The organism is Cobetia sp. 2AS (assembly GCF_029846355.1).
Taxonomy (GTDB): Bacteria; Pseudomonadota; Gammaproteobacteria; order Pseudomonadales; family Halomonadaceae; genus Cobetia; species Cobetia amphilecti.
Map to the genome: position 1 here is coordinate 923,668 of NZ_JARWKQ010000002.1, position 21,282 is coordinate 944,949.

Below are 21,282 nucleotides of genomic sequence, written 5' to 3' on the forward strand. Positions count from 1 at the left end.
GCTCGTCAACTCAGGCGCACTGACCCTGCAGTGTCAGTTTTCAGGCACTGCGATAGCCGTTGGGGTTGCGTGACTGCCAACGCCAGCTGTCGGCCATCATGCGATCGAGACCCAGCTCGGCCTTCCACTTGAGCTCGTTGAAGGCCTTGTCGGGCTCTGCCCAGCATTCGGCGATATCGCCGGCACGACGCGGTGCAATGCGATACGGCACCGGACGACCGCTGGCCTTCTCGAACGCCTTGACCATGTCCAGCACGCTGTAGCCGGTACCGGTGCCCAGGTTATAGGTGTGAACGCCATCCCGCGCATCACCGGCCAGGTAGTCCAGCGCCTTGAGGTGGCCATCGGCCAGGTCGACGACGTGGATGTAGTCGCGCACCCCGGTGCCATCCGGCGTCGGGTAGTCATCACCGAACACGGCCAGTTCCTCGAGGCGGCCCACGGCGACCTGGCTGATATACGGCACCAGGTTGTTGGGGATGCCGTTGGGATCTTCACCGATGGTGCCGGACTCATGGGCGCCCACCGGATTGAAGTAGCGCAGCAGCGCGATGCGCCAGCTGTCATCCGCGACGGCCAGGTCGCGCAGCACTTCCTCGACCATCAGCTTGGAGCGGCCATAGGGGTTGGTCGCGGAGGTCGGGAAGTCTTCACGGATCGGCGTGGAGGCCGGATCGCCATACACGGTGGCGGAGGAAGAGAACACGATACGCTTGACACCGGCACGCGCCATGGCATCACACAGCACCAGGGTGCCGTTGACGTTGTTGTCGTAGTAGGCCAGCGGCTTGGCGACGCTCTCGCCGACCGCCTTGAGCCCGGCGAAGTGGACCACGGCCTCGATATCGTGACGCTCGAACAGGCTGTCGAGCAGCGCGCCGTTGCGGATATCCCCTTCGACGAACGGCACTTCGCGTCCGGCAAGCGTCGCCACACGCGCAAGAGAGGCTTCACTGGCATTGGACAGGTTGTCCAGCACCAGCACCTGATGGCCGGCCTCCATGAGCGCCAATACCGTATGAGAGCCGATGTAGCCTGCACCACCCGTGACCAGAATCATCAATCATCTTCCTTGTGAAAGTAACGCGACAGTGGGCCACGCAGTTGTCCTGCGCTGGCCCTGTTCATGGCTGCTAACCCTACCTTCCAGCCCTTGCGCTCACAAGTCCACAGCCAACGACAGCGTCTGTCGCCAGACAGCAACCTGACCCGTGCAAGATAGCGTCACACAGGGCCTGGCCCGAGGTGTGAGCACCTCGGATCAAGCGTCGCGCTTGCGCGGCGTCAAGGTTTCACTTGCCGGAGTTTCAAAACAGGCAATGAAGGCTATTGAGCCGCGCCGCAATGCTGAGACAATGGCCGCGCCTTGCCGCCTGAGCGCCCGGCTGATCGACTCGCGAGCGACTTTCTGACAAGGCAGGCAACATGACACGCCGTGCACGTCACCCCGACCGGGGATACATGCGTGACATGTAATGAATAACACCAACACGACAACTCGCCATCACCTACCATGACCCATACCAACAACACGATGACCACCATGATGAGGAAGCCAGTCGCCGACCGGCTTCTCTGGAGTCGACATGCCTGAGCAATCTCCCGATCACGTCGCTGATCAATCCACTACGCCGCCACAAGCGCCACTCGCGGCGCGCATCGGCCTGATACTCGGACCCCTCCTGTTGCTGCTGACCTGGCTGACACCGGCGCCGGGTGACATGCCGGACAGCGCCTGGCTCTGCGTCGGCCTGGCCCTGCTGATGGCTACCTGGTGGGCCACCGAGGCCCTGCCGATTCCGGTGACCTCGCTGCTGCCCATCGTGCTGGTGCCGGCGCTTGGCATCGACGACATCAAGAGCACCACCGCCGCCTATGCCAACCCGACCATCTACCTGTTCCTCGGTGGCTTCCTGCTCGGGATCGCCATGCAGCGCTGGGACCTGCATCGCCGCGTGGCTCTGCATACGCTGAAGCTTGCCGGCCACTCGCCGCGCCGCCAGATCGCCGGCTTCATGATCGCCACCGGCTTCATCAGCATGTGGGTGTCCAACACCGCCACCAGCATCATGATGCTGCCCATCGGCATGTCAGTGGTCAGCCTGATGTCCAGTGGTCAGGACGAGCGCGACAGCAATGACCCTGAACTGAAGCGCTACGCCGCCGCCCTGCTGCTGGGCATCGCCTACTCCGCCAGCCTCGGCGGTATCGCGACCCTGATCGGCACGCCGCCCAATGCCCTGCTGGCAGGTTACCTGTCCAGTGATCAAGGCATCGAGATCGGCTTCGCCCAGTGGATGCTCGTCGGCCTGCCGGTCGCCATCGCGATGTGCGCCATCACCTGGTGGTGGCTGACGCGCACGCCCTTCTCCTTCAAGTCCGAGACGGCAGACAGCGGCGAGATGATCAGCCGCGAGCTCAAGGCACTGGGCGCCATGAGCAGCGCCGAGAAACGTGTCGGCGCCGCCTTCCTGGTGGCTGCCCTGCTGTGGATGTTCCGTCCGCTGATCAACCAGATGGGCCTTGCCTGGCTGTCGGACACCGGCATCGCCATGGCCATCGGCGTGGGCCTATTCGCCATTCCCTCCGGCACCTCACGCGGCCGCCGCCTGCTGGTGTGGGAAGACGCGCGTGACCTGCCCTGGGGCGTGTTGCTGCTGTTCGGGGGTGGTCTGGCACTGGCGGGCGTGATCAAGAGCTCGGGGCTCGCCGAGTGGATCGCCGGCCAGCTGTCGATGTTCAGCGTGCTGCCGCTCATCGGCCTGGTCGCCATCGTGGTCGTGGTGATCATCTTCCTGACCGAGGTCACCTCCAATACCGCGACGGCAGCTGCCTTCCTGCCGCTGCTGGGGGCACTGGCGCTGTCACTGGACATCGATCCGCTGCTGATCACCGTGCCGGCGGCCATCGCGGCCAGTTGTGCCTTCATGATGCCGGTGGCGACCCCGCCCAACGCCATCGTGTTCGCCACCGGCCACCTCAAGATCCAGACCATGATGCGCGCCGGCTTCTTCCTGAACCTGGCCGGTACCGTGGTCGTCACGCTGCTGGCCTATGGCCTGATCGTGGCACTGTGGGTGTAGAGGCAAGTGCTGGCGCGGGGCCTGGAAGGGAACGAAGGTGAAAGCGAAGGTGAGAACGAGGGTGAAAGCACAAGTGCCTGACGAGCTTCTCACCGCCTTTGAAGCCTGAGCCCTTGAAGCTTCCGCCCTTGAAACTTCAGCCCCCGAAACGACAACGCCGGACTCCAATGGAGTCCGGCGTTGTCGTTCATGCCAGGCAGATTCTGCGACTTCTTATCATGACACCTGCTGTCATGTTCAGAAGAAGCCGAGGAAGCCCTTGATGATCAGCGAGTTGGCGATATCGATCAGGAAACCACCCACCACCGGCACGATGATGAAGGCCAGACGCGACGGCCCGTGGTGCTGCGTGACCGCCTGCATGTTGGCGATCGCCGTCGGCGTGGCGCCCATGCCGAAACCACAGTTACCCGCGACCAGGACTGCTGCGTCGTAGTTCTTGCCCATCAGGCGGAAGGTGACCTGGGTGGTGTAGAGGAACACCAGCGCGACCTGTGCCAGCAGGATGGCCAGAATCGGCAGTGCCAGATTGGCCAGATCCCAGAGCTTGAGCGTCATCAGCGCCAGCGCCAGGAAGATGGACAGGCTGATGTTGCCCAGCACATCCACGGCGTGGGTATTGAGGTGCTTGTCGCCGAAGGCGCGCACCACGTTGCCGATGACGATACAGCTGAACAGCACCCACACGAAGGTCGGCAGCGAGAAGGCGGTGCCCGAGGTGAGTGACTGCAGCTGTTGGCCACAGACGACCCCGAGCAGCAGCATGAAGAGTGTCTTCAGGGCATTGGAAGTATTCAGCGGATGCTGGACTTCCGTCTCGTCATATTCGGAATCGCTGACCTGGGCGTTGATGTCCTGCCCTTCGCGCTTCATGCGATTGATCAGGAAACGCGCCGTCGGCCCGCCGATCAGGGAACCGAACACCAGCCCGAAGGTGGCACAGGCCATCGCGACTTCCATCGCGCCATTGATGCCATATTCGTCGGCGAAGACGTTGGCCCATGCCGCGCCAGTACCGTGGCCACCGGACATGGTGATGGAACCGCCGAGCAGACCCAGTACCGGATCAAGACCGAACAGACTGGCAACACCGACACCCAGCAGGTTCTGCAGGATGAGCAGACCGATGACCAGCGCGAGGAACAGCACCAGCTTGCTGCCGCCGGCACGAATCATGCGAACGTCTGCCGACAGGCCAACGGAGCCGAAGAACAGCAACATGAAAGGAGTCTGGAGACCGCCGAAGAACTGGAACTCGTAACCCAGGCCGCGCAGGCCGGTGACGATGATGGTAGCGATGAGGCCGCCGACCACAGGCTCGGGGATATTGAATTCGCGCAGCACGCGCACGCGCTCGACGATCAGATGGCCAACGACGAGGACAAGCGCCGCCAGCAACAGGGTGGTGATAGCATCAAGTTGAATCATGCGATACCGATGAGTAGTTGTGGGTTGTTCTAGCGGACCTCCTGAACGAGAGGTGCACTGGCGATGCCCGATCAGAGCAGGGATGGGGACGCATCCATTATCTCTTCAATCAGGGGGTTTGCCTTTGCACCGCTTGGAATTGTTGTGTTCTCGAATCCGGTCTGCCACCAGATCGTTATCATTATGCGGGTGCAGCGATGATACGCAGGGTGGGCACCGGTGCAAGTCCGGATGTTGACTGAGCCGTCAACATCAGACAAAAGTCTATAGCGACCTGGCGAGCATGACACGTATTTTCCACGCAAGCCTGCCCGCGTCAGCCCAGCAACGGCGGGCATGAGCGCCAGCCGGGCAACTTCTGCCCTGCCGCGAAACGCCAAGACCCCCGCTCTGATGAGCGAGGGTCTCGAGAGAGGCAAAAAAGCCCCTGATCAGTCAGGCATGAGGCGTGTTGTCGTCAGACAGCGACCGGACCGGCTTCCTCGGCACGTTCCGCTTCGCTGCGTGCACTGCTTTCCAGGCCGCGATTGACCGCCGACAGCACGGCCTTGAGCGATGCACTCACGGTATCGCCATCCTCGGCCATGCCGCAGACACGCTTGCCATCCAGGTTGAGCATCACGAAGGCCACAGCGACGGCATCGCTGCCTTCGCCTAGGGCGTGCTCACCGTAGTCCACCACGCTGACGGTGGAACCGGTGTGACGCTGCCAGGCATCCATGAAGGCGGAGATGGCACCGTTGCCTTCACCGGCCAGCGCGATCTGCTCGCCCTTGTCATCGACCAGCGTCGCGGTAAGCTGCTCGGCCCCTTCACGATCCAGACGATAGCCCTTGAGACTCAGCGGCGCCTCACGCTTGAAGCTGGCATCGAGAATCGCGCGAATCTGGTCGCTGGACAGCTCACCACTGACCTGCTCGCTGGCCTTCTGCACGTGCGGCGCAAGCTCGAGGCTCATCCAGCGCGGCAGGCTGATGCCGTGATCGCGCTCGAGCAGGAAGGCCATGCCACCCTTGCCGGACTGACTGTTGACGCGGATCACCGCCTGGAAGTCACGGCCCAGATCCTGCGGGTCGATGGGCAGATAGGCGACCTGCCACGGCTCGTCAGGCTGCTGCTTCTTGAGACACTTGCGGATGGCGTCCTGGTGGCTGCCGGAGAAGGCGGTGTAGACCAGCTCACCGACCCACGGGTGACGCGGGTGAACCGGCAGATTGGTGCACTCGGTGTAGACCTGGATGATCTCGTCCGGGTTGGAGAGATCCAGCTCCGGATCGATGCCCTGGCTGTAGAGGTTCATCGCCAGGGTGATCAGGTCCATGTTGCCGGTGCGCTCACCGTTGCCCAGCAGGGTGCCTTCGATGCGGTCAGCGCCGGCCAGCAGGCCAAGTTCGGCGGCGGCGGCGGCGCCACCGCGGTCGTTGTGGGTGTGCAGCGAGATGATCGCGCAGTCACGACGGCTCAGGTGCTTGATGAAGTACTCGACCTGGTCGGCGAAGTGATTGGCCGGGCCCACTTCCACCGTGGCCGGCAGGTTGAGGATGCAGCGTTTTTCCGGCGTCGGCTGCCAGACATCCATCACCGCCTCACACACCTCGACGGCGTAATCCATCTCGGTGGAGGTGAAGCTCTCCGGCGAGTACTGGAACACCCAGTTGGTGTCCGGGTAGCGCTCGGCGTAGTCCTTGACCAGCTGTGCGCCCTCGACGGCGATGGCCTTGATGCCGTCACGGTCCATCTCGAACACCCGCTCACGCTGCACGGTGGAGGTGGAGTTGTAGACGTGAACGACGGCATCACGCGCACCGACCAGCGATTCGAAGGTACGCGCGATCAGATGCTCACGCGCCTGCACCAGCACCTGGATGCTGACGCCTTCCGGAACCTGGTCTTCCTCGATCAACCAGCGCACGAAGTCGAAATCGAGCTGGCTGGCGGAGGGGAAACCGACTTCGATCTCCTTGAGACCGATCTTGACCAGCAGCTTCCACATCAGCTTCTTCTGCTCGACCGTCATCGGCTCGAGCAGCGCCTGATTGCCATCACGCAGGTCGACACTCGCCCATAGCGGCGCCTGGGTCACGGTACGCGACGGCCACTGGCGGTCGGTCAGTGCAACAGGTGTCACGGGGCGATATTTGGTGTGGTCGAAGGCAGCACTTGGCGTGGATGCAGCAGTCATGGTCGTGTCCTTGGCGGTCTGGGTGCGAAAAACCGGCAATCGAGGCCCGATACGGGAGATCGATGGCACCTTTCGCACTCAACAGTGTCCCAATCGGGGCGCCTGAGTAAATGTGAGATGACGAAGGCGTGAAGGCCTTGCATCCGAAAGCTTGCCGTCAGCAGGGCAAGCAAGCAAGTCGGGGGCAGCGTAACGTCACTGCCCGCCGCAAGCTCCGGGACCGGATCACGGTCTCCAGCGCGGAGAGAAGGACGGTGGGATCACCACCAGAGCCCTTTCGGCAGCCTCGCTTCGATCAGAAGCCGACTGCGTTCCGCGTTCACCGGTTGCAAAGGCGTGTCGCCAGCGCCGGTGGCTCATCCTGCTCAGGTCTGTCGTTCGTGTCGTGCGTCGTGTCATGCGACAGCCACGACCCGAGCGGGCGTCTTCATCGCTGAGCAGTGATTACAGTATATGCCGCATATCAGGGCGGACGATTGCGAAAACCACATGACATCGCCATCTTAAAAGCAGATTATTTCACCATTCACATCTTCACCGCTAATGGATTGCGAAAATGAGCCAGAATATTCCTCTCCCGACACTGGACCGCTTCGACCGCCGCATTCTTGACGAGCTTCAGCACTCGGGTCGCATCAGCAATCAGGAACTCGCGGAACGCATTGGCCTGTCCCCGTCGCCTTGCCTGCGCCGAGTCCGTGCGCTGGAAGAAAGCGGCATGATCACCGGCTACCGCGCCCAGATAGATGCCCGCAAGCTGGGACTCAGCCTGATGGCGTTGCTGCATATCTCGATGGACCGCCACACCCCGGAGCGCTTCACCAACTTCGAGGACACCATCGCCTCGCTGCCCCAGGTGATGGAATGCCTGCTGATCACCGGCCAGGAAGCCGACTACCAGCTCAAGGTGGTGGTCAAGGACATGGATGACTATCACGACCTGCTGCTCAAGCAGATCACGCGGATCGAGGGGGTGACCGGCGTGCATTCAAGCTTCGTGCTGCGTCAGGTGATCGATCACCAGCGCGTCCCGACGACCTCCTGAGCCTGACTGCCTGAATCAAGACTTCAGCAACACGAAAGCCCCGCCGGTGATAGCCGACGGGGCTTTCGTGTTGCTGAAGATGCCATCGTGATCACGCCCTGATCAGGGCGTGCCGGAATGGGTGGATCACTCGCCGCCGATGATGCCGCGGCGGATCTGGTCTTCCTCGATGGATTCGAACAGCGCCTTGAAGTTGCCCTCGCCGAAACCATCGTTGCCCTTGCGCTGGATGATCTCGAAGAAGATCGGCCCGATCACCGTCTCGGTGAAGATCTGCAACAGAATCCCCTCCCCCGGCGCGCCATCGACTAGCAGATTCAATGCCTTGAGGTCCTCGACATTCTCTTCATGGTTGGGCACCCGCGCATCGACCTTCTCATAATAGGTGGCCGGCGTATTCAGGAAGGTGACGCCATTGGCCTTGAGCGCCTTGACGGTGGCATGGATATCATCCGTCGCCATCGCCAGATGCTGGATACCCTCGCCATGGTATTCGCGGATGAATTCCGCGATCTGGGAGTCATCATCTGCTGACTCGTTGATGGGAATGTGCATCTTGCCGCACGGCGCCGTCATCGCGCGCGAGAAGAGCCCGGTCATCTTGCCTTCGATATCGAAATAGCGGATCTCGCGGAAGTTGGCGATACGCGCATAGAAGTCGGCCCACACATCCATCTGGCCACGCCCGACATTGTGGGTCAGGTGATCCAGCGTATGCAGGCCGACACTGTTGGCATTCTCGATCGCGCCATCGATGGCGACGAAGTCGGTATAGTAGATCGAGCGCTCGCGGTGATGGTCCACGAAGTACAGCACCGAACCGCCGATGCCTTGCACCGCAGGGATGCCCACCTCGCCCGGCCCGACCGGGTGCTCGACGCTGCGCGCACCGTGCGCCAGGGCGTAGCGATGCGCCTGCTCGGCATCCGCCACGCGCCAGGCCATCGCACAGGCACTCGGGCCGTGGATCGCCGCGAATTCCGCCGCTGGGCTGTTCGGCTCAGCGTTGAGCACCACATTGATGCCGTGCTGCTGGAACAGGAACACCTGCTTGGAGCGATGGCGACGGGTCTCGGTGAATCCGAGCTGGTTGAACAACTTGCGCAGGGCATCGATGCCGGCCGCATCCGGGGCCGTGAATTCGACGAACTCGAAGCCGTCCGTGCCGATGGGATTGTGCTGTTCGATACGCGCCGGTGCGTTCATGAGGGGCTCCTGAGTCAGGCTGCCGACAGGGCAGGCAAGGTAGAGAAAAGGCGGGCAACATCCTTCACGACAGGCGAACACGTCGCGCGCATCACCTGTCGTGTCCCGATTCCGTTATCGGAAATCTATGCCTTGCCTGCCGCCCTGCCCATGCGCCTTGCGCCTGCTTTGGTGCCGTGTCCGGCCTCTTCCCACGCCAGACATGTAACGAAACCCTGCCATGGCGCTGACGGCCATCTCGACACTGCCCCCTCGGGGCGCTCCCACTGCCGCCAGCGCCTGACACTGCGTCATGCTTTCTTTACACCTATCGGCGCGTCACGCCTGCCGTTGCCTCTTGCCCGCCTGGCGTTGGCCGCTAGAGCCAGGCACCGCTGCCCAGCTGCCAGGCCACCCACAGCAGAATCGTGGCGATGAAGGCCTCGATGACCTGCCAGGCACGCGGACTGGTCAGGCGTGGCGCCAGCCAACCGGCACATGCCACCAGGCCGAAGAACCAGCCGAAGGAGGCCAGGCTCGCCCCGACGATGAAGCTTTGCGGGGACGGCTGTTGCGCGCCGATCGCGCCCAGCATTACCAGCGTATCCAGATAGACCTGCGGGTTGAGCAGCGTGACGGCCAAGGTCGCCGCCAGCACCTTGCCGAGATTGGCCTTGAGGGCGTTGCTGGCCGTCAGCTGGCCGCCTGTGCGCATGCGCCCCAACGCCTTGAGTGCCTGCCAGAGCAGAAACGCCACCCCGCCCCAGCGGGCAATGCTCATCAACAGCGGCGATTGCTGCATGAGTGCCCCCAGCCCGAGCACGCCGGCGATGATCAGCACGCCATCGCACAGCGCGCAGAGCCCTGCCACCCACCATTGATGCTCGCGCTTGAGCCCCTGCCCCAGCACGAAGGCGTTCTGCGCCCCGATGGCGATGATCAAGCCTGCGCCTACCCCTGCCCCATTGAAGAATGACCACCACATATCGCCTGTCCTTTCGTCGTGTCGTTGCCGTGACTGACGGCGCCTGCCACGGCTGTCAGTGCTGAGGCAGGCAGAGTACGCTAGGATGAATCCATCAAGGAAATTGATTCAGGGAATGGATCATAAGGAATACTGATGCTGGACTATAAATTGCTGGAGGCACTGGCGGCCGTCATCGATCAGGCGGGCTTTGAACGCGGGGCGCGAGCACTGGGGCTGACGCAGTCGGCGGTCTCGCAGCGCATAAAACTGCTGGAGGCACGGCTGGGGCAGCCGGTACTGGTGCGTACACCACGCCTGGGGCCGACGCCGCTCGGGCGGCGCCTGCTCAATCATGTCCAGCAGGTGCGGCTGCTGGAACATGACCTGCTCGACCAGATTCCCGCCCTCGGCGAGAGCGAGCAGCGGCTGCGCATCGCCATCAATGCCGATTCGCTGGCCACCTGGTGGCCGACCGTCACCGGCAGTTTCTGTCGCGAGCGTGACCTGTTGCTGGACATGCTGGTGGAAGATCAGGAAGTGGCGCTCAGGCGCATGCGCGATGGAGAAGTCGCGGGCTGCATCTGTGCCACGCCACGCCCGGTGCAGGGGGCACGCTCCCACCCGCTGGGCAGCATGCGCTATCGGGCGTTGGCCAGCCCGGACTTCGTGCAGCGCCATATCGCGAAGAAAGGCCACGCCATCCCGCCCATTCTGCCGGCCGAGACCCTGCGCAGCATGCCCGCCATCGTCTATGGCCGTGATGACCGCCTGCAACACCGGCTGTTGTCGACCATGGGCTTCGATGAGCCCTTCCCCCACCATCTCTGCCCGTCGTCGGAAGGTTTCGTGCGTCTGGCCTTGAGCGGCATGGGCTACGGCATGATTCCCGAGCAGCAGGCGGCGCATCTGCTGGCCAGTGGTGAGCTGGTGGATATCGCGCCGAACCATGCCCTCGATGTGCCGCTTTACTGGCATCACTGGCGTCACGGAGGCAGCACGCTGGACAAGCTCACCGACCATCTGCTGCGGGAATGTGCCACGGTATTGCGCCCGATGCCGGAGCAGGAGACACCCCGCCCCGGCATGCTGTGAGAGCGCGTGTCAGTCGTGCATCAGGCCCGGCAAAAAGGGGGCTCAGCCGCCCTGTTGCTCACGCACCAACTGGGCCAGGAAGCGATCACAGGCCGCCAGCTGGCTGAGCTCGATGTACTCATTGGCCTGATGCGCGACCCCGATGGAGCCTGGCCCGCAGACCACCGTCGGCCAGCCTTCGCTCTGGAACTGTCCCGCCTCCGTGGTGTACGCCACGGCCTCGCTGGCCCGCTCATCGCCCAGCAGACGCTGGCAGAGGCGAATGGCCGGGTCCCGATCGCCATGCCCGAGTGACGGCACCGTTTCCACCGTGCGCTCACTGCGGATCGCCACTTCTGGCGCCCGCTCACGATAGGGGGCGACCAGACGCTCGGCGTGGGCATCGATCTCCGCCAGCATCGCCTCGACATCCTCGCCCGGCAGATGGCGCAGCTCCCAGTCGAAGATGCACTCCCCGGCGGTGATATTGACCGCCGTGCCGCCCTCGATACGCCCGACGTGCAGGCTGGCGTGGGGCACATCGAAGCGCTCGTCCAGATGGCCGCAGTCAATGCGCGCCTGCATGCGGTCCTCGATGAAGGTCACCATGCGCGCCGCCAGATGGATGGCACTCACCCCCTGATAGACCAGGCTGGAATGCGACGGCTTGCCGGTCACCGTGGTGCGCAGATCGGTAATGCCCTTGTGGGCATCGACGATCGCCATCATGGTCGGCTCGCCCACCAGCACCGCCGCCGGACGCGGCAGGCGGTCACGCAGGCGTGCGATCATGCGCGGCGCGCCCAGACAGCCGATCTCCTCGTCATAGGAAAAGGCAAGAATCACCGGCTTTTTCAGCGTGCCCGCACGCTGGGCATTCACCAGCGCCGGCACCGCCGCCATGCAGCAGGCGATGAAGCCCTTCATGTCGGCGGAACCGCGCCCATGAAGGCGACCCTCGTCCTCACGCAGCGTGAAGGGATCGCTGTCCCAGGCCTGACCCTCCACCGGCACCACATCGGTGTGCCCGGAGAGCACCACGCCGCCCTCGACCTCCGGCCCGATCACCGCCAGCAGATTGGCCTTGTCGCCGCCATCGTTGTGGATGACCTCGGCACTGACGCCGACCACTTCCAGGGCGTCGCGCAGGCAATGGATCAATGCCAGATTCGACTCGCGCGACACGGTATTGAAGCTGACCAGATGCGCCAGCCAGTCGCGGCTATTGGGCCAGTCGGAAAAATCGGCATGCTGTGGCATCAGGCTGGCGGTATTGGCGATGGTGGACGCTGAAGCGGACATGGGCATTCCTGTGCAGAAACATCAGAGCGGAGAGCACCATACGCAGCGCGCTGGCCTCATATGCCCACCGGTATAGCGCAGCGCCTCTTCGACAACAAGGGCCTGGCTGCAACATCCGCCTGGCAGGCACGCTTCAAGAAAAGACGACGCTGCCACGCCCCGGCAAAGGGCGTGGCAGCGTCGTCTGTGGCGATAGAACTCCGCTACGGGCGGGATTCAGGCCGTGATGGCGTCAGGCAGCACGGCCGTTGCGCACCATGGCGTGGGGGTCGATGACGAATTTCTTGGCAGCGCCGCCATCGAAGTCCGCATAACCCTGCGGCGCTTCTTCCAGACTGATGACCTGCACATTGACCGCATCGGCGATATTGACGCGCCCGAACAGGATCGCCTGCATCAGCGGGCGGTGATACTTCATCACCGGGCACTGGCCCGTGTGCAGCGAGTGGGACTTGGCCCAGCCCAGCCCGAAGCGCATCGACAGCGCCCCGACCTTGGCGGCCTCGTCCTCGGCGCCCGGGTCTTCGGTGACATAAAGCCCGGGAATGCCGATCTGGCCGCCGGCACGCGTCAGCGCCATCGCCGAGTTGAGCACCGTGGCCGGCTGCTCACGGCCGTGGTCACAACCACAGCCATGCGCCTCGAAGCCGACGCAATCGACGAAGCAATCCACTTCGCGCTCGCCGAGAATCACCTCGACCTTGTCTTCCATCGAGCCTTCCTGACGCAGATCGATGGTCTCGCAGCCGAAGCTCTCGGCCTGCTGCAAACGCTCGGGGATCATGTCGCCGACGATGACACAGGCCGCCCCCAGCAGCTGGGCGGACACGGCCGCCGCCAGCCCGACCGGCCCGGCGCCCGCGATATACACAGTGGAGCCCGGCCCGACACCCGCGGTCACACAGCCGTGGAAACCGGTGGGGAAGATATCGGACAGCAGCGTCAGATCACGGATCTTCTCCATCGCCTGGTCGGCATCCGGGAACTTGAGCAGGTTGAAGTCGGCATAGGGCACCATGACGTAATCTGTCTGACCGCCAGTCCAGCCGCCCATGTCGACATAGCCGTAGGCCGCGCCGGGACGCGCCGGATTGACGTTCAGACAGATCCCCGTCTTGCCTTCCTTGCAGTTGCGGCAGCGGCCGCAGGCGATGTTGAAGGGAACCGAGACGATGTCACCGACCTTGATGAATTCCACATCGCGCCCGGCCTCGACGACCAGACCGGTGATCTCGTGGCCCAGCACCAGGCCCTGCGGCGCCGTGGTGCGGCCACGCACCATGTGCTGATCACTGCCGCAGATATTGGTCGAGACGACCTTGAGAATGACCCCGTGTTCACACTTGCGATTTCCCAGCGCCAGGGTCGGATAGTCCAGTGATTCGACACTCACCTTCCCCGCTCCCTGGTATACGACTCCGCGATTGGCATTGGCTGACATGACGTGCTCCTGGCTGGCATGGGGTTTGGCACGTGGCCGGCGTCAGGCAGACAAGCTGGCTTGCGCCGCCCGTCACTTTTCCTGCCCCGGCCACCAGCCCCCGGTCGGTGGCGTCCAACCGGTAGGGCTTATGCAGACTAGGTCAGTTGTCACAGGTTGGCTGTCCAGATGAGGCATCGACATGCCTAAATGAGACAGTTCACGACCAAAGTGTCACTTCGGCTGCCCGCAAGCCCACTCGCCAGTGCCCCCGCGCCTCTGCTGTTGGCGGCAGGCGACAGCCAGCGTCGATGCATCTCGACACTTGAAGCACGCGCCCATACCCCCCAGTACTGATATCAGCGTCATCTTGACGACAGATATTGCGACCCAAGCCCGCTTACGGCGGCTCTGGAAGACAGCTCTGAATGACAGTTCTGAAAGACAGCTCTGAAAGACACTTCAAGGAGAGATCATGACCCTGACATCCAACGCCCTGCGCAATTCCTGCATGACCCTGGCCCTCGTCGGCTCCGCCTTCATCGCCGGTTGCGGTAACACCAGCGTGATCGAGAAGCAGGACACGCGCTACGAAGTCAGCGCCGTCGATGAAGACCGCGATGATGCCATCGCACAGGTCAAGGAACGCGCGCTCGAGGTGTGTGAAGAGCAGGACCGCGACAAGTACGATGTGCTCGACTCGCGCGTCTTCGGCCCGCACGACGCCACCGCCAAGGCCGCCGATGGCAATGACCAGCTGGAAGGTGGCACCGTCAATGAAGACACCGAAATGGCTGCCGCCACCCATGAAGGCGAAGGCTACAAGGTCGTCTGGACCGTGCGCTGCCGCTGAGGCGTTCCCCCGTCAGGTAGCGTGACCTGACAGTGCGATCGAACGCGAAAGCGAAAGTCGCAACGACGGCGAAAGCGAAAGCGCAGCATCCGTCAGAAAGCCGCCCCAGGGGCGGCTTTCTTGCGTTCCGACACCAGGCGATAACCCAGGGAAACCGACACTACGGCACTTGAGTTCCGGGGGCGCAACCATCGGTTGCCCCACAAATCAGTCAATTGCACCGCCCCATTAGACGACTCTTGACTATGCTGAGACGAAAGCTGTCCCAGCGCCGCTCCTGACCGCCGCGTATATCTGGTGAAAAAAGTTGTTACCAGCCACCCGGCTGGCACGCTGGGGCGACTCGGATGCTGTACCTGCAACCTCGCTGCATGCACCTCGCAGCATGAAGCTCGCGCATTGCCATGCGAGATGTTCGACAGCCCTATCGCCCGGGGACTGTCGATCACTGCCATACGCCATGACGAACCCATCAGGACTCTCTGCGCCCGCGCGCCGTCAAGGAGGCTTTTCCATGAGCATCGAACAACGCCTGGCCCCCGTTGCACTCCCCGACACCCGTCATCGACGCACCGTCGAACATCTGCTGGCAGGTTCCGGCGTCAGGCTCAACGGCCCTGATCCCTGGGACATTCGCGTTCGCCATCCGGACCTCTTCCGGCGAGTGCTGCAGCAAGGCAGCCTGGGGCTGGGCGAGGCTTACATGGAAGGCTGGTGGGACTGCGAGCAGATCGACGAGATGATCTGTCGCCTGCTGCGACATGGCCTGGGCAGTCGTGCCCACACCACCAGCGAGCGCATCGCCTATCGACTGCAGGCCGGAGTGATCAATCTGCAGAGTCGCCGCCGCGCCGGCGTGGTCGGCAAGGTGCATTATGACTTCGGCAATGACCTCTTCACGCGCATGCTGGATGACACCCTGTGCTACAGCTGCGGCTACTGGAAAGACCTGCCGGTGAGCGCGGAGAACCTGGGCAAGGCGCAACAGGCCAAGCTGGATCTGGTGTGTCGCAAGCTGGGGCTGGCGCCCGGCATGCGCCTGCTGGATATCGGCTGTGGCTGGGGGAGCCTTGCCGCCTACGCCGCCCGCCATTACGGCGTGGAGGTCGTCGGTATCACCATCTCCGCCGAGCAGGCCGCGCTGGCGCGCGAGCATTGCGCAGGGCTACCGGTGGAAATCCTGCTCAAGGACTATCGCGACCCAGATTTCCGGCGCACGGTGGGCAGCTTTGATGCCATCGCCTCGATTGGCATGTTCGAACACGTCGGCCACAAGAACTACGCCACCTACTTTGCCCATGCCGCGCACCTGCTGCGCCCCGGCGGACGCTTCGTGCTGCACACCATCGGCTCCAACCAGAGTGATATCTCGGCCGACCCCTGGGTCAACCGCTATATCTTCCCCAATGGCGTGCTGCCCAGCGCCAGTCAGCTGGTACGCGCCAGCGAAGCGCATCTGGTGATGGAGGACTGGCACAACTTCGGCGCCGACTACGACCCGACATTGATGGCGTGGCGCGCCAATCTCGACCAGCACTGGCATGAGCTGGCTGATACCTATTCACCGCGCGACAAGCGCATGTTCGAGTACTATCTCGGCGCCTGCGCAGGCGCCTTCCGCGCCCGCCAGCTGCAGCTGTGGCAGGTGGTGTTCACCCACGGCACCGCAGGGCGCTACGACGCGCCACGCTGATCCACCGCCTGCGGAGCGCCGACAATCTCGACCGGCGACGACTGTCTCAAGCGGCGGGGCGAATCAGACGCGTCGCCGCGAAGCGATTGAGCAGCGCATGCATCAGGTAGATCAGCAGCATCGCGCTGCAGACCGCGACCAGCACGGAGCTGGTCCGGTAGAGCGCGCTGTAGATCAGGTCCTTGTCGGGCGACATGTACTGGCCAAACAGGATCGCCATGGTGGTCATGGCGCCCAGACCCGCACCGGAGCCCACCCGCTCCAGAACATGGTGGCGCGCGAACAGCATCAAGCTCAGCCAGAGCCCCAGCGCTACCAGCCACAGCAACGAATAGTGCGTCATCAACACCAGCTGGATCGCCACCGCCACGTTGCAGCCCACCAACGTACCCGCGGCGCGCCGAATGCTGGCCTGGATAGCACCGAACCAGTTCATCGGAAAGAGAATCAGGATCGAGGCGATCTGCGCCGACAGCGAATCGCTCAGATCGAGCACCTGGAACATCACGTAGACCACCATCGCCACCGCGGTGGTCAACAGCACCTCGTGACAACGATTGGATGGCGGCTTGGCGGGGCGTGACGGTGGCTGACGCGGCGCCTTGTCCGGGAAGCAGTAATGCATCAGGGCCACGATCGAAAGCGTGGTGCCGCCACCGACGAAGTTGCACCACACCAGATCACTGATATCCGTGCTCGGGTAGCTGGCGAAATTCAGCTGCACATGCATGCCGACCACACTCAGGGCACCGAACAGGAACAATGGCCCGCGGCTCATGCAGTTGAACAGCACCAGCTGCATGCCAAACACCAGCAGCAACATGATCGCCGGGTTGTCACCGAACAGGCCCTGCACGACGAGGGTGAAGGCGTTGTTGAGAAAGACACTGGCCAGAAACTGCCGCGCGATGGAGGCATTCAGAACCGGCACCAGGGCCAGCAGCAGAATCGGGTTGACCACGAAGAAGGTGCCGTAGGTCCAATCCATCCACTTGAGCAGCACGAAGCCCAGGGTGCCGCCGAAGGCGATCCGCAGGCACTGCTGGACATCGTTCTCGCTCAGGAGTGGCTCACTACCCTCGACGCGCGGCAAGGTCTCACCACGTGTCCACAGACGGGACAGCCGGTCTCGCAATGCATTCGCCAATATGCCGCCGCCTCAATAGATGTAATGCAGCAGGCTGACCGCACGCGCCTGGGCATGCGCCAGCCAGCTGGCTGGTCCGGCCACGGGGAACAGCTGTACGGTGGCACGCGAGCCGGTCGGCAGCTGGCTGAGCGAGAGGCCATGAGCCCTCGGCATCACGAGATGGACGCGCATGCGCTGGGCATCACGCACCCAGCGATCGCTGTCCTCGGGGGCGGCCAGATAACCATCTGCGTTGAGCTGACCCGCCTGTACGCCTGAATCCCGCGATGAAAGCGTTGCCGTGAAGACCCGCCCCGGCTGCGCATCGAAGATGATGCTTGCCTGATCGCCGATCGCGACGCGTGACAGAGACTTCTCGCGAAAGTCGGCAATGACATCGGCACGATCGGCCACGATGGCCAGCCGCGCCTGACCGGTGCTGGCGTAGGCGCCGGCGACCAGCTGCATGTTGGACACCGTCCCGGCCTCGCGGGCGCGCACCTCGGTATAGGCCAGATCGAGACGCGCCTGCTCCAGCGCATTGCGCGCCTGGCGCAGGCTCAGGTTATCGTCTCCCGTCAGGCCCCGCTGCACCTTGAGCGCTGCCAGATCGGCCTGATCGGCCCTGACCGTCGCCTGCGCGCCCTGATAGCTGGCACGTGTCTGATCGTACTGCTGGCGCGAGATGCTGTGCGACTTGATCAACCGCGTGACGCGCGCCATCTCCAGCCGCTGCTCTTCCTCGCTGACACGGCTCTGCTCGAGCTGCGCCTTGGCCGCCAGAATCGAGGCATCCAGCTGTTGATTGGCCTGAATGGCGGCTTCCAGCGCCAACTCCGCCTGCTGCACGGCCAGCTGATAGGGCTTTGCATCAATACGAAACAGCACATCGCCCGCCTCGACATGCTGGTTGTCGTGGACCAGCACCTCATCGATACGACCACTGACCCGCGATGCCACACTGACCACCGGGTGCATCACGCGCGCCTGGGACGTCATCGGCATCCACAGGTCCGCGATCAGGAAATACACGAAACTGAATACGGCGATCAGCAAGGCTCCCCGCACCCAGCGCCGAAAGCGCTGATCGGATGTCACCCCTGACGACTCCGCTGATATTCGGCCTGGGAGCGCGCGATGCTGGCACTGGCATTGTCTTCAAACTGGAGCAGAGTGCGGGCGAAGGCATTGAGCGCTTCGTCATCGAAGCCGACGTACAGCTCGGCACGCACTCGCTCGATGCGCTCCGTCAACTGGGTCAGGCATTGGCGGCCTTGCTCGGTGAACCACAGGCAACGCGCCCGCTTGTCGGTCTCGTGCGGCACACGCGCAATCAGCTGCTGAGCCTCGAGCTGGTTGAGGGTGCGTGTCAGCGACGGCATCTCGATGCCCAGCTCGCTGGCCAGCATCTGTTGGGTACAGCCCTCGCCGAGCTTTTCCAGATGGACCATGACCGTCCAGCGCGATTCCGTCATGTCCAGGCTACGCACCGCGCTGGTGATGGCGGTGCGCCATAGTCGGTGGACCCGGCCGACCTGGCCACCCAGCGAGGGCTTGATCTGCTCGTGAAACGGGATTTCCTGTGTCGAATCCGTCCCCGGAGAATGTGCGTTCATGTATCATCTCTCGACATGAAGGCTCCCATGACACTCCCCCTCACCGGTACTGAGCGGAAGACCCACGAGAGCCTTGATTGGTGCGGCGTCAGGGCGGCTGTTGCCGGCGATATCAGACGCCATCTATATTAGCTTGCTAACAATATGAGGATCATACCCTTTATTAGCGAGCAAAACAATTCACCAATTCCGATATTCAAACACGCATTTAAGCGCCTCTCCGTCTCTGTCTTCTTGCCTGTCTTCTTCCCCTTCTCCTCTCTCTCCTTTTGCGGCTCGTCTGCTTTCCTCTCGCCCTGTTGTCTCTTCTCACCCGTCATCACCTGCGCCGCGGGTCATTCCTGCGCGATGCCGTGACGCTTGAGCTTGTTGGCGATGGTGGTATGCGAGACTCCCAGGCGCTTGGCCAGCAATCGGCTGGACGGATACTCCGGGTAAAGATGCGCCAGGATGCGCCGTTCGACCTCGTCATGGATATCGCCCAGACTGCCGGTCAGGTCGATGTTGTCCAGCCCCTCATCACGCGCCTCACCGGTCAGGCGCAGATGCTGCGCCTCGATCACCTCGCCATCGCACAGCGAGACGGCCTGGAACAGCACGTTCTCCAGCTGACGCACGTTGCCCGGCCAGTGATAGCCCTGCAGGCGCGCCATGGCCTCGGGCGAGATATCCCTTACGCGAGCGCCGATCTGACGCACTGCGCGCTCGAGGAAATGTCGCGCCAGCTCCTCGAGCCCATCCAGACATTCCCTGAGCGGCGGAATCTGCACACACAGCACATTGAGGCGATGGAAGAGATCGTGGCGGAAGCGCCCTTCGCTGCACAGTGCCGGCAGGTCCTGTTGAGTGGCGCAGATCACGCGCACATCGAGGAAGGTTTCCTCATCGCTGCCGACGCGCCGGAAACCGCCGTCCTGCAAAAAGCGCAGCAGCTTGACCTGCATGCGCGGACTCATCTCGCCGACCTCATCCAGGAAGATGGTGCCGCCGCTGGTCAGCTCCAGCAGGCCCAGCTTGCCCTCCGGCCGCGCGCCCTCGAAGGCACCGGGGGCGTAACCGAACAGCTCCGTCTCGGCCATCGATTCCGGCAGCCCCGCGCAATTGAGCGCCATGAAGGGGGCCTGGCCGCGGGGGCTGGCCAGGTGGCAGGCCCGCGCCAGCAGCTCCTTGCCGGTGCCGGTCTCACCCTCGATCAAGAGCGGCGCATCCAGCGGTGCCATGCGGCGAGCCTCCTTGACCACCGCCGACAGCTGACGGCTCGCCTGGAATATCGCTTCGAAGCCGCGCACCTCGGTGCGCTGGATCTGATAGATACGCGAACCCAGGCGGTCTGCACGATGCAGGGTGACCACGGCGCCCGCCAGCGAGGCGACATCCTCATTCTCGGTGTGCAGTGGCGCGATATCGGCGAGGAAAGTCTCCTCCCCCACCCGCAGGCGCAGGCCATTGACGCGAGCATTGTTGCGCCGGATCAGTTCCGGCAGGTCGACATCCTGGACGTGACGCGTCAGCGCCAGCCCCGGCACCTCATCGATGCGCACCCCGAGCAACTTGCCCGCCGCGCGATTGGCCGCCACCACGCGCCCATCCATGTCGATGGACATCACCGGGTCTGACAGCGATGACAGCAGTGCATTGAGCTCCAGATGGCGTCGCTCGGTGGGCATCAGACTGACGCGACTGACCTTGAAGACCCCGGGAATCTCCTCGAGGGTCGGCTTCAGGGTCGAGAGCTGCATGCGCAGCATGTTGGGCACATGCAGATAGATGGAGTTGTTGGCCTCCCCACCGACCTCACCGCGCAGCACGTTGAGGCCGTAATCGGCAAAGGGGGCCAGGATGTCGCGCAGAATCCCGATTCGATTCTGGCAGGTCAGTTTGAGGCGCATGGCGTTCTCGGCATTGTCGTTGGAATTCTTGTTGGCATTGTCATCGAAATGGTGTCGCCGGCCTGGCGTCGCCGCTCGAGTCACGGGCGGCTTGGCGACGGGCAGCTTAGCGACGGGCGACTGAGTGACGTTAACGTAAGCGTTATCAAAAACGTCGTAAAGCATTCCTTACAAAAGACGGCGACACAGCAGTGCACGAACGCCCAAATGGCACAGGATGCGCCCGATTACCGCTCCAGTGTCACAATTATGTGACAAGACACGCGCCAACGCAGCGTTATCTGCGGCGCAGAGCCACGCCTGACCACTGGTCAACGCCACCCGACAAGGCCTAGCGTTGTCATCGACATGCAAGGACTGGCATGTACGCCATAATGACAACACGGCAGCCTGCTCGGCAGCGCCGCCATCTGGTTGGG

At 63.2% G+C, this 21,282-nt stretch carries 16 protein-coding genes; 5 read left to right on the plus strand and 11 right to left on the minus strand.

What is annotated here, in order from left to right; genetic code table 11:
• Positions 1-40 precede the first annotated feature (40 nt).
• Positions 41-1,063, minus strand: a complete 1,023-nt coding sequence (gene galE, locus QD356_RS09085) for a UDP-glucose 4-epimerase GalE (protein WP_054555473.1) — start codon at positions 1,061-1,063, stop codon at positions 41-43.
• Between the two features lie 523 nt (positions 1,064-1,586).
• Between galE and QD356_RS09090 the strand changes: the two genes are divergently transcribed.
• Positions 1,587-3,083, plus strand: coding sequence for an SLC13 family permease (locus tag QD356_RS09090; protein ID WP_192837594.1), 1,497 nt, complete (start codon positions 1,587-1,589; stop codon positions 3,081-3,083).
• Between the two features lie 237 nt (positions 3,084-3,320).
• Here QD356_RS09090 and gltS read toward each other — a convergent pair whose 3' ends face one another.
• Together gltS and QD356_RS09100 are read right to left on the minus strand one after the other, a co-directional pair.
• Positions 3,321-4,511: a sodium/glutamate symporter gene (gltS, locus tag QD356_RS09095; RefSeq protein ID WP_043331271.1), complete on the minus strand. Its 1,191-nt coding sequence runs from the start codon at positions 4,509-4,511 to the stop codon at positions 3,321-3,323.
• Positions 4,512-4,968: 457 nt separating this feature from the next.
• The gene (locus QD356_RS09100; RefSeq protein WP_043331272.1) at positions 4,969-6,693 is read right to left on the minus strand and encodes a 2-isopropylmalate synthase; all 1,725 of its coding nucleotides are present in this window, start codon (positions 6,691-6,693) and stop codon (positions 4,969-4,971) included.
• A gap of 556 nt (positions 6,694-7,249) precedes the next feature.
• Between QD356_RS09100 and QD356_RS09105 the strand changes: the two genes are divergently transcribed.
• Positions 7,250-7,738: an Lrp/AsnC family transcriptional regulator gene (locus QD356_RS09105; protein ID WP_043331273.1), complete on the plus strand. Its 489-nt coding sequence runs from the start codon at positions 7,250-7,252 to the stop codon at positions 7,736-7,738.
• A 126-nt stretch (positions 7,739-7,864) separates the two neighbouring features.
• Here the strand turns inward: QD356_RS09105 and hppD are convergent, their stop codons facing one another.
• Positions 7,865-8,944: a 4-hydroxyphenylpyruvate dioxygenase gene (gene hppD / locus QD356_RS09110; RefSeq protein WP_192837593.1), complete on the minus strand. Its 1,080-nt coding sequence runs from the start codon at positions 8,942-8,944 to the stop codon at positions 7,865-7,867.
• Positions 8,945-9,302: 358 nt separating this feature from the next.
• Positions 9,303-9,908 (minus strand): LysE/ArgO family amino acid transporter, encoded by a 606-nt coding sequence (locus QD356_RS09115; protein WP_043331275.1) that lies wholly within the window; start codon positions 9,906-9,908, stop codon positions 9,303-9,305.
• 135 nt (positions 9,909-10,043) lie between these two features.
• Here QD356_RS09115 and QD356_RS09120 point away from each other — a divergent pair, with 135 nt between their 5' ends.
• Complete coding sequence (locus QD356_RS09120; RefSeq protein ID WP_192837592.1) at positions 10,044-10,982, plus strand: LysR family transcriptional regulator ArgP; 939 nt, start codon at positions 10,044-10,046, stop codon at positions 10,980-10,982.
• A 42-nt stretch (positions 10,983-11,024) separates the two neighbouring features.
• Here the strand turns inward: QD356_RS09120 and argE are convergent, their stop codons facing one another.
• Both argE and fdhA read right to left on the minus strand, forming a co-directional pair.
• A complete protein-coding gene (gene argE / locus QD356_RS09125) occupies positions 11,025-12,263 on the minus strand; it encodes an acetylornithine deacetylase (protein ID WP_225996320.1) in 1,239 nt (412 codons plus the stop codon).
• 232 nt (positions 12,264-12,495) lie between these two features.
• On the minus strand, positions 12,496-13,704 hold the full coding sequence (gene fdhA, locus QD356_RS09130; RefSeq protein WP_054555477.1) for a formaldehyde dehydrogenase, glutathione-independent: 1,209 nt from the start codon (positions 13,702-13,704) through the stop codon (positions 12,496-12,498).
• A gap of 454 nt (positions 13,705-14,158) precedes the next feature.
• Between fdhA and QD356_RS09135 the strand changes: the two genes are divergently transcribed.
• Positions 14,159-14,536 carry a hypothetical protein gene (locus QD356_RS09135; RefSeq protein WP_043331278.1) on the plus strand — a complete coding sequence of 126 codons (378 nt, stop codon included), beginning with the start codon at positions 14,159-14,161 and terminating at the stop codon, positions 14,534-14,536.
• Between the two features lie 514 nt (positions 14,537-15,050).
• The gene (gene cfa / locus QD356_RS09140) at positions 15,051-16,229 is read left to right on the plus strand and encodes a cyclopropane fatty acyl phospholipid synthase (protein WP_192837591.1); all 1,179 of its coding nucleotides are present in this window, start codon (positions 15,051-15,053) and stop codon (positions 16,227-16,229) included.
• A gap of 46 nt (positions 16,230-16,275) precedes the next feature.
• Here cfa and QD356_RS09145 read toward each other — a convergent pair whose 3' ends face one another.
• The 4 genes from QD356_RS09145 to QD356_RS09160 all read right to left on the minus strand — a co-directional run bounded on the left by QD356_RS09145 (position 16,276) and on the right by QD356_RS09160 (position 20,863).
• Entirely contained in the window at positions 16,276-17,376 is a 1,101-nt protein-coding gene (locus QD356_RS09145) for a DUF2955 domain-containing protein (RefSeq protein ID WP_225996319.1), read from the minus strand.
• Positions 17,377-17,388: 12 nt separating this feature from the next.
• Complete coding sequence (locus tag QD356_RS09150; protein WP_043331280.1) at positions 17,389-18,456, minus strand: HlyD family secretion protein; 1,068 nt, start codon at positions 18,454-18,456, stop codon at positions 17,389-17,391.
• Positions 18,453-18,974, minus strand: coding sequence for a MarR family transcriptional regulator (locus tag QD356_RS09155; RefSeq protein WP_052384225.1), 522 nt, complete (start codon positions 18,972-18,974; stop codon positions 18,453-18,455). The genes QD356_RS09150 and QD356_RS09155 overlap by 4 nt, the downstream gene beginning before the upstream one ends.
• 335 nt (positions 18,975-19,309) lie before the next feature.
• Positions 19,310-20,863, minus strand: coding sequence for a sigma-54-dependent transcriptional regulator (locus QD356_RS09160; protein ID WP_043331281.1), 1,554 nt, complete (start codon positions 20,861-20,863; stop codon positions 19,310-19,312).
• Positions 20,864-21,282 lie beyond the last annotated feature (419 nt).